At 65.1% G+C, this 14,497-nt stretch carries 12 protein-coding genes; 3 read left to right on the top strand and 9 right to left on the bottom strand.

What is annotated here, in order from left to right; translation table 11 throughout:
* Nucleotides 1-52: 52 nt before the first annotated feature.
* The 3 genes from GGD63_RS25155 to GGD63_RS25145 form a co-directional block, all read right to left on the bottom strand.
* Nucleotides 53-1,975 carry a propionyl-CoA synthetase gene (locus GGD63_RS25155; RefSeq protein ID WP_183245838.1) on the bottom strand — a complete coding sequence of 641 codons (1,923 nt, stop codon included), beginning with the start codon at nucleotides 1,973-1,975 and terminating at the stop codon, nucleotides 53-55.
* Between the two features lie 420 nt (nucleotides 1,976-2,395).
* Nucleotides 2,396-3,778 carry a tetratricopeptide repeat protein gene (locus tag GGD63_RS25150; protein WP_183245837.1) on the bottom strand — a complete coding sequence of 461 codons (1,383 nt, stop codon included), beginning with the start codon at nucleotides 3,776-3,778 and terminating at the stop codon, nucleotides 2,396-2,398.
* Between the two features lie 129 nt (nucleotides 3,779-3,907).
* Nucleotides 3,908-4,672: a hypothetical protein gene (locus GGD63_RS25145; protein ID WP_183245836.1), complete on the bottom strand. Its 765-nt coding sequence runs from the start codon at nucleotides 4,670-4,672 to the stop codon at nucleotides 3,908-3,910.
* An 80-nt stretch (nucleotides 4,673-4,752) separates the two neighbouring features.
* Between GGD63_RS25145 and GGD63_RS25140 the strand changes: the two genes are divergently transcribed.
* Nucleotides 4,753-6,330: a sodium:proton antiporter gene (locus GGD63_RS25140; RefSeq protein ID WP_183245835.1), complete on the top strand. Its 1,578-nt coding sequence runs from the start codon at nucleotides 4,753-4,755 to the stop codon at nucleotides 6,328-6,330.
* Between the two features lie 202 nt (nucleotides 6,331-6,532).
* Entirely contained in the window at nucleotides 6,533-7,303 is a 771-nt protein-coding gene (locus tag GGD63_RS25135; protein ID WP_183245834.1) for a hypothetical protein, read from the top strand.
* Between the two features lie 164 nt (nucleotides 7,304-7,467).
* On the opposite strand, the gene GGD63_RS25130 is transcribed toward GGD63_RS25135, so the two are convergent.
* The 5 genes from GGD63_RS25130 to GGD63_RS25110 form a co-directional block, all read right to left on the bottom strand.
* A complete protein-coding gene (locus GGD63_RS25130; RefSeq protein WP_183245866.1) occupies nucleotides 7,468-8,274 on the bottom strand; it encodes an SDR family NAD(P)-dependent oxidoreductase in 807 nt (268 codons plus the stop codon).
* Nucleotides 8,275-8,285: 11 nt separating this feature from the next.
* On the bottom strand, nucleotides 8,286-8,705 hold the full coding sequence (locus GGD63_RS25125; protein WP_183245833.1) for a DUF1850 domain-containing protein: 420 nt from the start codon (nucleotides 8,703-8,705) through the stop codon (nucleotides 8,286-8,288).
* Nucleotides 8,666-10,774, bottom strand: coding sequence for a TRAP transporter permease (locus GGD63_RS25120; RefSeq protein ID WP_183245832.1), 2,109 nt, complete (start codon nucleotides 10,772-10,774; stop codon nucleotides 8,666-8,668). Before GGD63_RS25120 ends, GGD63_RS25125 begins: the two co-directional genes overlap by 40 nt.
* A 212-nt stretch (nucleotides 10,775-10,986) precedes the next feature.
* Nucleotides 10,987-11,934, bottom strand: coding sequence for a TAXI family TRAP transporter solute-binding subunit (locus GGD63_RS25115; RefSeq protein WP_183245831.1), 948 nt, complete (start codon nucleotides 11,932-11,934; stop codon nucleotides 10,987-10,989).
* Nucleotides 11,935-12,107: 173 nt separating this feature from the next.
* On the bottom strand, nucleotides 12,108-12,587 hold the full coding sequence (locus tag GGD63_RS25110) for a hypothetical protein (protein ID WP_183245830.1): 480 nt from the start codon (nucleotides 12,585-12,587) through the stop codon (nucleotides 12,108-12,110).
* A gap of 195 nt (nucleotides 12,588-12,782) precedes the next feature.
* Between GGD63_RS25110 and GGD63_RS25105 the strand changes: the two genes are divergently transcribed.
* Nucleotides 12,783-13,085, top strand: a complete 303-nt coding sequence (locus GGD63_RS25105; RefSeq protein ID WP_183245829.1) for a hypothetical protein — start codon at nucleotides 12,783-12,785, stop codon at nucleotides 13,083-13,085.
* 173 nt (nucleotides 13,086-13,258) lie between these two features.
* Here the strand turns inward: GGD63_RS25105 and GGD63_RS25100 are convergent, their stop codons facing one another.
* Complete coding sequence (locus tag GGD63_RS25100; RefSeq protein ID WP_183245828.1) at nucleotides 13,259-14,473, bottom strand: hypothetical protein; 1,215 nt, start codon at nucleotides 14,471-14,473, stop codon at nucleotides 13,259-13,261.
* Between the last annotated feature and the right edge of the window lie 24 nt (nucleotides 14,474-14,497).

The raw sequence follows: 14,497 nt of genomic DNA, 5'->3' as shown, positions 1-14,497 counted from the left end.
GTTTTGGTAGCGGCACCGCGCCTCGCTGGCGCGACGGCCGGAGTGCAAAACCTCACACCCTTCCCTTCAGCGCCTGGCCGATCTCGTCCAGCACCTTGGGATCCTCGATCGTCGCCGGCATGGTCCAGGATTCGCCGTCGGCGATCTTCTTGATGGTGCCGCGCAGGATCTTGCCGGAGCGCGTCTTGGGCAGCCGGCCCACGGTGATGGCGAGCTTGAAGGCGGCGACCGGACCGAGCTTGTCGCGCACCAGCGCGATGATCTCCTCCTCGATCTCGGCGGGCGCGCGCTTGACGCCGGCCTTGAGCACCAGGAAGCCGCAGGGCACCTCGCCCTTGATCGCGTCCTTGACGCCGAGCACGGCGCATTCGGCGACGTCGGGATGGGAGGCCAGGATCTCCTCCATGCCGCCGGTCGACAGGCGATGGCCGGCGACATTGATGATGTCGTCGGTGCGGCCCATGACGAAGACGTAGCCGTCCTCGTCCTTGTAGCCGGCGTCCGAAGTTTTGTAATAGCCGGGGAATTCGCTGAGGTATCCCTCCTTGAAGCGCTCGTCCTGATTCCACAGCGTCGGCAGGCAGCCCGGCGGCATCGGCAGCTTGATGACGATGGAGCCCATGATGTTGGGGCCGACCGGCTTGGCCGCTTCGTCGACGACATCGACCTGGTAGCCCGGCATCGGCACCGTCGGCGAGCCGTGCTTCACCGGCAGCACGCCGAGCCCGACCGGATTGCCGGCGATGCACCAGCCGGTCTCGGTCTGCCACCAATGATCAATCACCGGCACCTTGAGCTGCGCTTCCGCCCATTCCACCGTCGGCGGATCGGCGCGCTCGCCGGCGAGGAACAGCGTGCGGAATGCCGACAGGTCGTATTGCCGGATGAACTTTCCGTCCGGATCCTCTTTCCGGATCGCGCGGAACGCGGTCGGCGCGGTAAACAAGGCGACCGCCTTGTGCTCGCTGATGACGCGCCAGAACGCGCCTGCATCGGGCGTGCCCACCGGCTTGCCCTCGTACATGATCGAGGTCGCGCCATGCAGCAGCGGGCCGTAGATGATGTAGCTGTGGCCGACCACCCAACCGATGTCGGAGCCGCACCACCAGACCTCGCCCGGCTTGACGCCGTAGAGGTTGAACATCGACCATTTTACCGCAACCAGATGGCCGCCATTGTCGCGCACGACGCCCTTGGGAATACCCGTGGTGCCCGACGTGTAGAGGATGTAGAGCGGATCGGTGGCGGCAACAGGTACGCACGGCGCCTTCTTGCCGTCATTCATGGCCTTGCGGCGCAGGCTCGCCCAATCATAGTCGCGGCCCGGCGTCAGGTCACAGGTGAGCTGCGGACGTTGCAGCACGATACAGGCCTTCGGCTTGCTGCCGGCAAGCTTGATCGCCTCGTCGAGCAGCGGCTTGTACTGCACGATGCGGCCGGGCTCGATACCGCAGCTCGCCGACAGGATCAGCTTGGGCTGCGCATCGTCGATGCGGGTGGCGAGCTCCTTTGCGGCAAAGCCGCCGAACACCACCGAGTGCACCGCGCCGATGCGCGCGCAGGCGAGCATCGCAACCACCGCCTCCGGCACCATCGGCATATAGAGGATGACGCGGTCGCCCTTGGCGACGCCGAAATCCTGCATGATAGCGCCAAGCGCCTGCACCTCGCTCAAGAGCTCGGCATAGGTGAGCTTGGTGATCGAGCCCGTCAGCGGCGAATCATGGATCAGCGCGACCTGGTCTGCGCGGCCGCGTTCGACATGGCGGTCGAGCGCGTTGTAGCAGGTGTTGACCACGCCGCCGGCAAACCAGCGGCCATAGGGTCCCTGCGAGGGATCGAAGATCGTCTTCGCCGGCTCGATCCAGTCGATCTCCTTGGCCGCCTCGGCCCAGAAGCCCTCGGGGTCGGCCAGCGAGCGCGCATAGACCTCATGATAACGGCTCTTCCCGTCGGCTTTTCCCTGGACGTTCATTCCCGCGCTCCCGTTCCTTTTTTGGCCTGGCCCCGACCCTTGTGGCAGGACAGCCGTCCCGCCATGACCAGGATCAATTGCCGGCCTTGTTTGAGGGCTATTTTCCCGGGAACGGGCCGCGGTTCAAGCCGAAAAGAACGTATCTTCCTCTCTCAGTTCTTACGGGAGGGTTGTCGCAGATGCCTTCTTGGTGGCGTCCTGAGCAAGCGCCTCGTCCTTCGAGACGACCGCTTCCAGCGGTCTCCTCAGGATGAGGCTAAGCAGCGTTAGTGACCGCTGAAATTGCTGCCGCGCACTCCGCCCTCATCCTGAGGGCCCGCCATAGGCGGGCGTCTCGAAGGACGGGCTACGGGCGAGCTATCCGCCACGCCTCTTCATATGCGACTGCCCTGGTTCTTGCGGGGAGAGGCGAAGAGGCTCTCAGCTCTCCATCGCATTCAGCCGCTGCAAGCGATCCTGCATGACCTTCTTCAGATCATAGCCGGGGCGACGGAAGCTCGCATCGCGCGTGATGAGGAAATCGCGCTGGGACTTGCGCAGACCATCCGCCGAGCGCTTGCTCGCCGCTTTCAACACGCGCTCGTAAGCCTCGGCGATCTGGCGGTCGAGCACGCCGAGCTGGGGATCAGCGCAGATCACCTTCTCGACCTCGCGCTTGGCGGAGGCGCAGTCGAACGACGGGTCGCTGGCGGCGGCGCTCAGCACACGGGCCGGCTCGCCGCCGAATCTTGCGATCTCGGCGATCATCGCGCGGCGGCCGTCGAGCGCGTTCTCATTGGCGGGATCGAGCCGCAACGTCGCCTCGTAGTCGGCCAGCGCCTTCTTGCGTTCGCCCATCTTCTTGTAGAGCACGGCGCGGTTGTTGTAGGTCTTGGCAAAATTCGGATCGAGTTTCAGCGCGTCGTTGTAGTCCGACAGCGCAGCACCGAGTTCGCCCTTGAACTGGTAGGAGTCGCCGCGGTTGGTCAGAAAGTTCACCCGCTGCTCGAGACGGATCGCCTGATCGTAATCGGCTATCGCCTTGTCGTAATCCTTCATCGCGGCATAGGTGAGACCGCGGTTATCGAAATACTCCGGCACCTTTGGATCGAGCCGGATCGCCTCGCTATCGTCTGCGATCGCCTTGTCGAGCTCGCCGAGCTTCTTGTAAGCGGCGCCGCGGTTGGTGTAGCTGCGCGCCCGGTTTGGATCGAGCCGCAGCGCCTCGCTGAGGTCAGCGACGGCCTTGTCGTAGTCGCCGCGCAGATAGAAGGTCGCGCCGCGGTCGGACCAAGCCTGGGCGAAATCCGCCTTCAGCTTGATGGCCTGGTCGTAGTCCGCAATGGCACGGTCGAAGCGATGCTGATTGGTGTAGACGACGCCGCGCAGCTCATAAGCTTCCGCATCCTTTGGATCGAGCTCGATCGCCTTGGTCAGATCCGCCGCGGCGCGGTTGAGGTCGCCGCCGGCCTCACGCAAGAGGTCGCCGCGCACGCGCCAGGCCTTTGCGTTCTTGCCGTCAAGCGCGATGGCGCGGTCCAGATCGCGCAACGCCTGCGACTGGCCTCCGGAGGTTCGCCCGTTGGCTTCGGCGCGAGCGACGAGCGCCATTGAGCGTTCAGACGCCGGATTTGCCGTCTGGTCGATGATGGCGCTGCATGCGGAGATCAGTTCCGCGGGAGCAGCCTTGCTGCCCGGCACGCAATCGGTGCCGGCGGAAGCCGGACCGATGAGGGTCAGGCTCATAGCCGCGCCGAGGAAGAAGGCGCGAAGCGAGATCTTGGCGAGCGAGGGCATTTGCGCGGAAGAATGCGTGCCGCACATGGCATAGGGCTCCGTGACGTCGGGTTCTCACCGTTGTCGCGGCTGGCAAGGAATGGGTTCAAATCGGGCATGCCGGAACGAGCCTGCCATCCCTCACTCCGTTCTTTGGGAGGAGAGGCGAAGGTCCCGTCAATATCCGTCCACGCCGTTGATCTGTTGCAAGCGCTCCTGCATCGCCTTTTTCAGATCGTACCCCGGCCGCCCGAATTCGGCGTTGCGGCGGGCGACGAAGGCGTCCTGCTCGCGCTGGATCTTGCGCACCTCCGACGGACTCTGGGCCTCGCGGATTGCGCGCAGATGGGACCCATAGATTTCCCGGTCGAGATCGGCGAGCTCGCGATTGCCGCAGATCGCCTTCTCCACGGCGCGGGCCGCGCGGGTGCAGTTGAAGCTCGGCTTGCCGGCGACCGCCATCTGCGCGCCGATCCGCTCCAGCTCGCGCGCCATCGCCTTGTGATTGGCCTTGGCCTTCTCGTGGTTTGGATCGATCTTGAGCGCGGCACCGAAATCCTGCACTGCCTTGGGCTTGTCGCCCTTCTTCAGCCAGAGCTCGCCGCGGGCGTTGAACATGTCCGCGAGCGTGGGGTCGAGCAAAAGAGCGCGGCTGTCGTCGGCGATCGCGCGATCGATCTGGTCGTGCCGCGCATACCACGCACCGCGCGCGATCAGCGCCTTGATCAGGTCTGACTTCGCCGTCTTCTCGTTGTCGATCACATCCGCGCAGGCCGTGGCCGCCTTGTCCATGTCGTCGGCCACCGTCGCCGCGAGGCACGGCGCGATATCGACCTGCGCGACGGCCGCCGGCTCGCCGCCGGTCGCGCCATGGGCCGCGCCGACCGGAAGCGCTGAGATCACCGCGGCAGCTGACCATTGAATGAGTTTTTGAAAACGCATGCTTGTTGCAGTCGGAAGGTCTGCTTCACTCTTGCCTTGGGGCCGCACTATCCATCATACGGCCGGATTGGTGCTAGCTTGTGGCACCGGTCAAATCGGTCTCAGGGATCAACGTGTCGACATTCGAATGGATCATCGCACTGCTGCTCGGCGCCGTTGCATTATCGGCGCTGGCGCGGCGGATCAAGGTCCCCTATCCGACCTTTCTCGCCATCGGCGGCGCCCTGATCGCTTTCGTGCCGTCAAGCCCGACCTGGGCGCTGGAGCCGGACCTGGCCTTGGCGCTTTTTGTCGCACCGGTGCTGCTCGATGCCGCCTTCGACACCTCGCTGCGGGATCTGCGCAACAACTGGGTACCAGTCTCCACCCTGGTCGTGGCCGCGGTCGGCCTGACCACGGCCGGCGTCGCCTATGTCGCGCACCGGTTGATGCCCGACATGCCCTGGGCCGCCGCGGTTGCACTCGGCGCCATCGTCGCGCCGCCGGATGCCGCCGCCGCGGTCGCGATCCTGAGCCAGGTCAAGCTGCCCCACCGCATGGTGAAGGTGCTGGAGGGCGAAAGCCTGCTCAATGATGCGAGTGCGCTGCTGATCTATCGCATCGCCGTCGGCGCGGTTGCCACCGAGCATCTGACCTGGAGCCAGGTCGCGCCGACCATGGCACTGGCGCTGGTCGGCAGCGTCATCGCCGGCCTGCTCGCAGCCCGCCTCATCGCGCCCATCATGGAGCGGGTGACGGAAGCACCGAGCGCGATCATCGTTCAGTTCGCCACCACCTTCATGATCTGGATCGGTGCCGAGCATCTCGGCCTGTCCGGCATCCTCACCATCGTGATCTACGCCATTGCCCTCGCGCGCACCGCGCCGGCACGCATGCCGGCACGGCTGCGGGTACCGTCCTACGCGGTGTGGGAGACGACGGTGTTCGTGCTCAACGTGCTTGCCTTCATGCTGATCGGCATGCAGATGCGGCCGATCTGGACGCGGCTCGATGCCGACGTGCGCTGGGAATATTGCGTGGCTGCGGCCTGGATCCTGCTCACGGTGGTCCTGGTGCGCCTGTTCTGGGTGACGTTCTATCGCACGACATTGCGCGTGCTGATCGCGCACGGCCTCTATCATCCGAAGAATCCGAAGGCGGTGGCCTCACCGAAAGGCGGGCTCATCATCTCCTGGTGCGGCATGCGCGGCCTCGTCACGCTCGCCACCGCCTTTGCGCTGCCGGAGAATTTTCCCTATCGCGACTTCATCGTGTTCATCGCCTTTGCGGTGGTGCTGGGATCGCTCATCATCCAGGGCCTGACGCTACGGCCGCTGATCCTCGCCTTCGACCTCAAGGACGACGATCCCGTCGGCGTCGAGGTCGCCCGCGGTCGCGCCGCGGCCTATCGCGCGGCGCTCGATGCGATCGAAAGCGATCCGTCGGAGGAGGCGGAAATCCTGCGACTCGAATATCGCGCCATCCTGATGCAGACCGAGACCGACCCGAACGGCGGCATCGCCAACGGCGAATTGCCCGCCGATCCCCTGCGCCGCCGCGCCATCGAGGCCGCCCGCAAATCCATCTTCGACCTGCGTGCCACCGAGGTGATCGGCGACGACGCGTTTCACCGGCTCGAGGAAGAGCTCGATCGCGCAGAATTGAGCGCGGGCGGTTAAACTCCGCTGTCGTCCCGGACAAGCGCGCCCAAAGCGCGCAGATCCGGGACCCATAGCCACGAAATTTTGTTTGGCGAAGACTCGGAGTTGCCAGCGAGCGATACAACTACGTCTTGTGGTTATGGGTCCCGGATCGGCGCTTACGCTTGTCCGGGACGACAGCGAGTTTGAACCAAACCCCGCCTCCCCAGACTCATTCTTGATGACAACCCTGATCGACGACCGTCGTGTACGCGCGCGTGATGCGTCGCCTGCACGATATTTTTATCTCCACATGGCCCTGGCCTGCGCGGCCACCGCCTTTCTCGGTTTTGCGCCGACCTATTGGGTGCCGCTCGCTCACCGGACATTCTCCGCAAGCCCGGTGATTCATTTTCACGGATTATTGTTCTTCACCTGGTCGCTCTATTTCGTGCTCCAGACCTGGCTCGCGGCCTCCGGCCGCGTGGTCAATCACCGCTCGCTCGGCATTGTCGGCGTCTCGCTTGCGACCGCGATGACAATCTTCGGCTTCCTCGCCTCGGTGCACGTGATGAAGCACTCAGCCGCGCTCGGGCAGACCGAGGCGGGCATCGCCTTCGCGATCGTGCCGCTCAGCGGCATCGCATTCTTTGCCGTGGCGTTCGTGCTCGGGATCATGAACACGCGCAGGCCCGAGATTCACAAGCGCCTGATGCTGCTCGCTGCAGTCTCGATCCTCGACGCCGCGATCGCGCGCTGGTTCCTGACCTTCCTCGCACCTCCTGGACCGCCCGGCCCGCCGCCGGTGCCCGTGACGATCGCCCCTGCCGTGGTCGCCGCACTGCTGCTCGTCGTCGCCATGGTGCGCGACTGGCGCATTGAGGGCCGCGTGCATCCGGTCTATATCGCCGGCATGCTCGCGCTGCTCGCGGTGAAGGTCTTGAACTGGCCGATCAGCGAGACGGCCGCGTGGCACGCATTTGCCGGTGGGATCCTGGCGCTGGCGCAGTAAGCAACCCATGTAACTCCGTCACCCTGAGGCGGCCGCTTCTTCAGCGGCCCTCGAAGGGCGACGGCCCGGCTGCAGCAGCGGGGCCGCTCATCCTTCGAGGCTCCCCATGGCGCGCGTCGCGCCCCATGGCTCGCACCTCAGGATGACGGTCTCGCTGGATTGCTTCAGGCCCCCGCCTTGCAGGTGATCCCGCCGTCCACCACGAGCTCGATTCCCGTCACATATTTCGACTCGTCCGAGGCCAGGAACAGCGCGGCGTTGGCGACGTCGAAGGCGTCGCCCATGTGGCCCATCGGCACCTGGGTGTCGCGCGCACGCCACATTGCCTCCACATCGCCCTTGGCGTAGCTGGCAGCTAAGCCGGCGGAATGCTCGACCATCGGCGTCTTCATCAGGCCGGGCAGGATCGCGTTCACGCGCACATGGTTCTTCGCGAACTCGATCGCGGTGGTGCGCGTCATCTGGTTCATCGCCGCCTTCGAGGTGCCGTAGGTCACGTAGGAGATGCCCATGTGGCGGATCGAGGCGATCGAGGAGATGTTGATGATCGAGCCGCCGCCCTGCTTCACCATGATCGGGATCACGTGCTTCATGGCGAAATAGGCGCTCTTGAGATTGACGCTGAAGACGCGGTCCCAGCTCTCCTCGGTGACCTCGACCACGCTGCCCATCTCGGCGATGCCGACATTGTTATCGAGCACGTCGATGCGGCCATAGGCCTTCAGGCACGCCGCGACCATCGCCTCGATCTCGGCAGGACGAGAGACGTCGGCGGTGAACGCGGTCGCCTTGCCGCCTTCGCCGATGATGATCTTGGCGGTCTCCTCGGCCGCACCGCCGTTGCGGTCGACGCAAAACACCTGCGCGCCCTCGCGCGCAAAGGTCACCGCGGTCGCCTTGCCGTTGCCCCAGCCCGGTCCGATCGAGCCGGCGCCCACCACCATCGCAACCTTGCCCTTGAGCCGATCCATCATGATCTCCCTTATTTCTCTTGTTGTTCGCAGACTCTCATTTTGGTCACGTTAGCACCAATGGGATGCCCGACAATCTCCGACAATGTCCGGCACTTTCCATCATGGCACAATCGCCATTCCCCGGCCGCACCGGAATTGCCCAGCACCACCTCCGGCATCGGCGCACGCTGCGGCCGCCATTGAAACCAGCCATCGACCAGCCGCGCCTCGGGCGGCGGCTCCATGCCGGGGCCGGTGCCCTTGACGCGGGCCTGCACCAGTTCGAGGCCGGCGGGCGTCACGCGCCAGTCCTCCTGCCACTCGACCTTCGCGATCGAATGCGTCCAGGCAAGCGTGAACGCGGACAGCACCAGAGCCTTCACGCCGCCGGCTGTTGCGACGCAGAGGCTCACACCGCCTCGACGGTCGCAGGCGGGCGCTGCCGCCATTGCCACAGCACGAGCGCGGCGGAGAGCACGAAGCCCGCAGTGTCGCTGAACGGAAAGTCGCCGAGCAGGCAGAACGCGGCGCCGAGCGCGACCAGGCGTTCGACGAGCGTCAGCCGCGTGAACAGGAAGCCGATCGCCACCATGCCGAACAGCGCGATCGCCGCCAGCGCCTTCAAGCTTGCGAGCGCCACCGCGCCGTAGAAGCCGAGCTTGGCCGCCATGGGATCGCCTGCTTGCAGCATCAGGGCCGGCGAATAGACGAAGATGAAGGGGATGACGTAACCGGCGAGCGCGATGCGCATCGCCTCCCAGCCGATCTTGTCCGGATTCTCCTTCGCGATCGGCGCCGCCGCGAGCGCTGCGAGCGCCACCGGCGGCGAGAGGTCGGCCATGATGCCGTAGTAGAACGCGAACATGTGGCTCGCGATCAGCGGCACGCCGAGCTTGGCGAGCGCCGGCGCGGCGAGCGCGGCGGTGATGATGTAGGTCGGGATGGTCGGAATGCCGGTGCCGAGCAGGATCGACAGCAACATGGTCATGATCAGCGCCAGAAACAGGCTCTTCTCGCCGAGCCCGATCACCCAGCCGCCGAAGATGGTGCCGACGCCGGTCTGCGACATCATGCCGATGATGACGCCGACGATGGCACAGGCCATGCCGACGGTGACGGCGGATTTCGCGCTCTCGGCCAGCGCATCGCGACATTCACGCAACGCCTTGAACCCACCGCGCACGAACGCCGTGATCACGACGAGCCCGACCACGACGGTCGCAACCGGCACGATCTGGAGGCCGTCGCGCGACAGTGCCGCGACGACGAGCGCGAGCCCGATCCAGAAGATGTAGCGGATGGCCGTCGCGGACACGCCGGCGGTGATGCTCGTCCCCAGGATCAGCGCCACCGTGAGCGCAAGGCCCATGCTGCCGGCATAGAGTGGCGTAAAGCCCTCGAACAGCATGTAGACCAGGGCCGCGAGCGGCAGCACGAGATACCAGCGCGTCACCAGCGCCTTCCAGGCGCTAGGGATTTCCGAGCGCTTCATGCCGACGAGGCCGTGCTTGCCGGCTTCGAGGTGCACCATCCAGAAGGCGGAGGCGAAGTAGAGGATCGCCGGGATCGCGGCGGCCTTGACGATCTCCGAGTACTGGACGCCGAGGGTCTCGGCCATGATGAAGGCGACCGCACCCATCACGGGCGGCATGATCTGCCCGCCCATCGAGGCCGTGGCCTCGACGCCGGCCGCGAAGGCGCGGCGGTAGCCGAACTTGATCATCAGCGGAATCGTGAACTGGCCGACGGTGACGACGTTGGCGACGCCCGAGCCGGAGATCGTGCCCATCATGCCGGAAGCGAACACTGCAACCTTGGCTGGTCCGCCGCGGGTGCGGCCGAACAGGCCGAGCGAGACGTCGGTGAACAGCTGGATCATGCCGGCGCGCTCCAGGAACGAGCCGAACAGGATGAACAGGAAGATGTAGGTCGCCGAGACGTAGATCGGCACGCCGTAAAAGCCCTCAGTGCCGAACGACAGATGCGTGACGATCTGGTCGAAATCATAACCGCGATGGTTGAGCGGCGACGGCAGGTACTGCCCGAAGAACCAGTACAGCAGGCACGCGCCGCACATCAGCGGCAGCGCCGCGCCCATCAGGCGCCGCGTGCCCTCGAAGATCAGCACCGCGAGCAGCGTGCCGACCGCGAGGTCGAGCCTGGTCGGATCGCCGTCGCGCGCGATCAGATCGGCATAGAAGATCCACTGATAGAGGCCGCAGAAGAAACCCGCGGCGCCGATCACCCAGCCGAGCGCACGGCCGGCATTGCTCTTCGCGGTGAAATTCGCGATCAGGCCGAAGGTGAGCAGAACGAGAAAGCCGACATGGACGCCGCGCACCACCTGGCTCGGCAGATAGTTGAAGGCGGCGACATAGAGCTGGAAGGTCGCAAAGGCGATGCCGATCCAGTAGGCGAGCGCGCCCCACCCGCCCGGGCCGAACCCTTCCGGAAAACCGTGCTCGAAATTGTCGAACTCGACCTTGATGGGCCCTTGAGTGCCCTCAGCCTGCAACATCGATATGTCCCCGCGCCCTGATAGGGCGTTCCTACAGCATTCGCGCTGCACCCTGAATACGTCATGTCCTGGCATAGCCGTCCAAAGGACGGCGTCGGCTTCCGCTCGCCTATGACCCGGGCATCCACTCTCACTCCGTCATTCCGGGGCGATGCGGCGGGACCGCGCAGCGCGGCCCGGAGCATCGAACCCGGAATGACGGATGAAGCAGATTACTTGATCAGCCCTTTTTCCTTGTAGTAGCGGATCGCGCCGGGGTGCAGCGGAACCGGGCTGCCATTGGCGGCCGTCTCGAGCTTGATCTCCTTGCCGGCCGCGTGCGCGTTGGCGAGCTCGGGCAGCGACTCGTAGACCAGTTTTGTCATTTGATAGGCGAGGTCGTTGGAGACGGCGGAGCTGGTCACGAGGTAGTTGACCACGGCCGCGGTCGGCACGTCCTTGTCCTGGCCGGTATAGGTGTTGGCGGGAATGATCGCCGAGATGAAGGGCGGGCCGATCTTGTCGACGGTCTCCTTCGGCACCGACACCACCGTGATCGGGCTCGAGGTCGAGAGATCCTTCAGGGAGGCGACGCCGAGGCCGGCCGATTGCAGCGTTGCCGCAAGCTGCCGGTTCTTCATGAGGTCGACGGATTCGGCGAACGGCAGATATTCGACCTTGCCGAGATCCTTGTAGCTCATGCCGGCCGCGCTGAGGATCGCGCGGGAATTCAGCTCGGTGCCCGACTTCGGCGCGCCGACCGACAGGCTCTTGCCCTTGAGGTCGGCGAGCGTCTTGATGCCGCTGTCGGCCGTGGCGACGATCTGGATGTAGTTCGGATAGATCGCGCCGATGGTCCGGAGCTTGTCGAGCTTGGTCTTGAAGCCCGCCTCCTCCTCGCCGTCCCAGGCCGCCTTCAGCGAGTCGCCCAGCGTGAACGCCAGCTCGCCGCGGCCCTGCTGCAGCAGGATCAAATTCTCGACCGACGCCTTGGTGGCCTGCACCTGCGTCTTCACGTTCGGAATCTTGTCGCCGTAGATCTTCCCGATCGCGACGCCGAGCGGATAGTAGACCCCGGAGGTGCCGCCGGTCAGCACGTTGATGAAGGATTGCGCATGCGCGCAAGGTGCCGACGCCGCCAGAGCAAGAGCCGCGGCCACGCCGAAGAACGTCCGTTTCATGATTTTTGTACTCCCCAAACCGGCGGCGAAATTGGCCGGACGAGGGATGCGGGTCAACCCATCCAAAAGGCAAAACAGGACTGCGGTAAACGGCCGTTCCGGCTCGGTTTTTGCGGAACCCGGCGGGTGCGGCGAGGTGGCGCAGGAGCGCACCTCGCCGCAGCTGGCAAGTCCTACTGGAACGTCATGTCCAGGCACTTGGAGATGTCGGAGCCGAGGCCGGACGAGATGATGATGCAGCCGCGCACCTTCTGCGCGGTGACGTCGGCGGCCCAGACCGAGTAGCCGCCGGGACCGAAGAACGAGTTGGTGTTCGGCGGCTCGGTCTCGGTCGCATCGAAATCGTAGTGGCCGTCGGTCTCGAAGATGCGCGGCTTCCTGGTGCAGCCGCCGTCGGTCTGGACGTTGATGACCTCCTTGTTGTCCCGCGTCAGCGCCAGCGAGACCTGGCAGCGGAAATATTCCGAGGTCTTGGTGTTGAAGAGATAGGTGTAGGACTTGCAGGTCGCCGTGTTCAGCTTGCCCGGGGCAAGGCCGCGGCTGCAGGAAATCCGCTGGTTGTGGCTGAGCTGGTAATCATCGGCCCGGGCGGCCGGCGCCAGCGCCGTGAGCAGCAGCGCGGCAGCCGAGCAGGCCTTAATGACATGGTTCATTCGAATCATCCCCACCAATATTTTTGTCGAATTGCGTTCTAGACGGAAAGCGGAACATAGTCGCGAGGGGACGAAGGGAAAATCACAAACTGCTGGGCAACACGTGATGCGCCGCGACGCTTTCGCGAATTGACCCGAAAATACTGTTCGTGATTTGTTCAAGCCGGGCACCCCGAGGATGGGGAGGATGGAAACATGGCATTTTCAACGAAGACATTTGCAATCGCGGCCGCGCTCGCGGCATTCGCAGCACCCGCATTGGCGCAAGCCCCGGCGACACCCTGGGAGCTCAAGCCCGACACGGGCTACGCCTATGACAAGGACGGCAAGACCTTTTCCTACAAGATGGGCACCAGTAATGCAGGCGAGCTGCTGAAGGGCGCCAAGAAGGTGCCGAAGGGCACGCTGTTCTTCATCGGCCACAACGGCCAGCTCTACATGCGCAGCGGCCCATATCTGGAAGGCGACGGCAAGTTCAAGTTCGGACCGGATCAGTAGGGGCTGAGCTGGCGGGCGATAGCGCCGCGACACACTCGGTGTCATCGTCCGCGCAGGCGGACGATCCAGTATTCCAGAGGCCGTTGTGATTGAATCGACAGGCCGCGGCGTACTGGATGCCCCGGTCAAGCCGGGGCATGACAGCGGAGGATGTGGCGGGACGACACCGAGCCCTAAAACGCCCCCGCCAGCTCCCTCGCCCCGGCGTTGCTGCTGTTCGAGTCCATCCGCGTATCCGTCACCGCGAGCAGCTTCGCCACCGTGTTGTGGCGGATCGCGACCGGATTGCGCTCATAGCCGCCGCGCTGGAAGAAGTTCGAGGTCGGCACCTGCTCGCGCATCGCCTGCGGCATCGTCACCATGTCGAGGCCGGTGCCGTCGCCGGTGAGGTTCATCATCTCGAGCTCGGCCGCGGTGAGCGGGCGGGTGTAACCCTTGGCGCGTGCGAACAGCACCGACGTCAGCAGCTTGTGGGTCTGCAGCATCGGCCCGATGTCGACGTCCAGCACCATCGCATGCATGGCCCAGCCCTGCGCGGTGTTGCCGATCTTCTCGTGCTCCGACCAGGTGTCGGGCACCGACTTCGCATGCGCCACCATCTTCTTGAGAACAGCGAGCTTGTGCTCGAGCGCCTGGCGCGCCGGCCCCGACGTCCGCGCCACCTTGTCGGAGAGCGTACGGATGAACTCGTGGCCCTGCTCGGCGAGCAGCTCGACGCTGTTGGTGGTGAGCAGCTGGTTGTAGCCCATCGCGGTCGAGATCGCGCGCTTGCCGCCATGCTCGATGCCCGCCTGCACGTCGTAGCTGCCGGTGCCGCCGGTCTCGAACGAATAGACCCGCACCGCCTGCTCGCGCGTCAGTCCCGAGGCCAGCGCATAGCGCGCATAGGCGCGCTTGAACTCGACCTCGCTGGACGGCCGCTGCGGCGTGAACTGGTAGAGCTCCTGCGCCGCGCGGAGGAGGTCGGCGACGACGGGAATCGGCTTCTTGGGCGGTCGTTCCGGCGTTTCCTCCGGCTCCGGATTCACCGGACGCTTCGGCCCGGTATAGAGCGGCGGATGCTCCAGCACATAATCGTCGAGCGTGATCTGCTGCCCGCTGCGCCGCTTGGCGTTGCGGGTCTTCCGCTTGTCGGAGATCTGGCTCCAATAGGCGCCGGCCTCCTCGTCGAAGGCGGCGCGCGCGGCCTGATACTCCGCGAGCTTGCGGCGATATTCGAGCACGGCGGGCGAGGCGCCACCTTGCGCGAAGAACTGCGACAGCAACTGGGCCCTGGCATTGCTGACGGAAGGCGGCAGCGCGTCGGCCTCGCCGCCGCGCGCGGCGGGCATGAGCAGGAGAAACGCGAACGGAACCGCCACCAGGCTTTTTCGAATCGAGTGATGCATGCTGCCCTCTTAGCAGGCATCCGG

The sequence above is a fragment of the Bradyrhizobium sp. cir1 genome, assembly GCF_014198245.1.
Lineage (GTDB): Bacteria > Pseudomonadota > Alphaproteobacteria > Rhizobiales > Xanthobacteraceae > Bradyrhizobium.
Note: the sequence above shows the minus strand (reverse complement) of the source record. Positions and strands in the feature narration are given on the sequence as shown.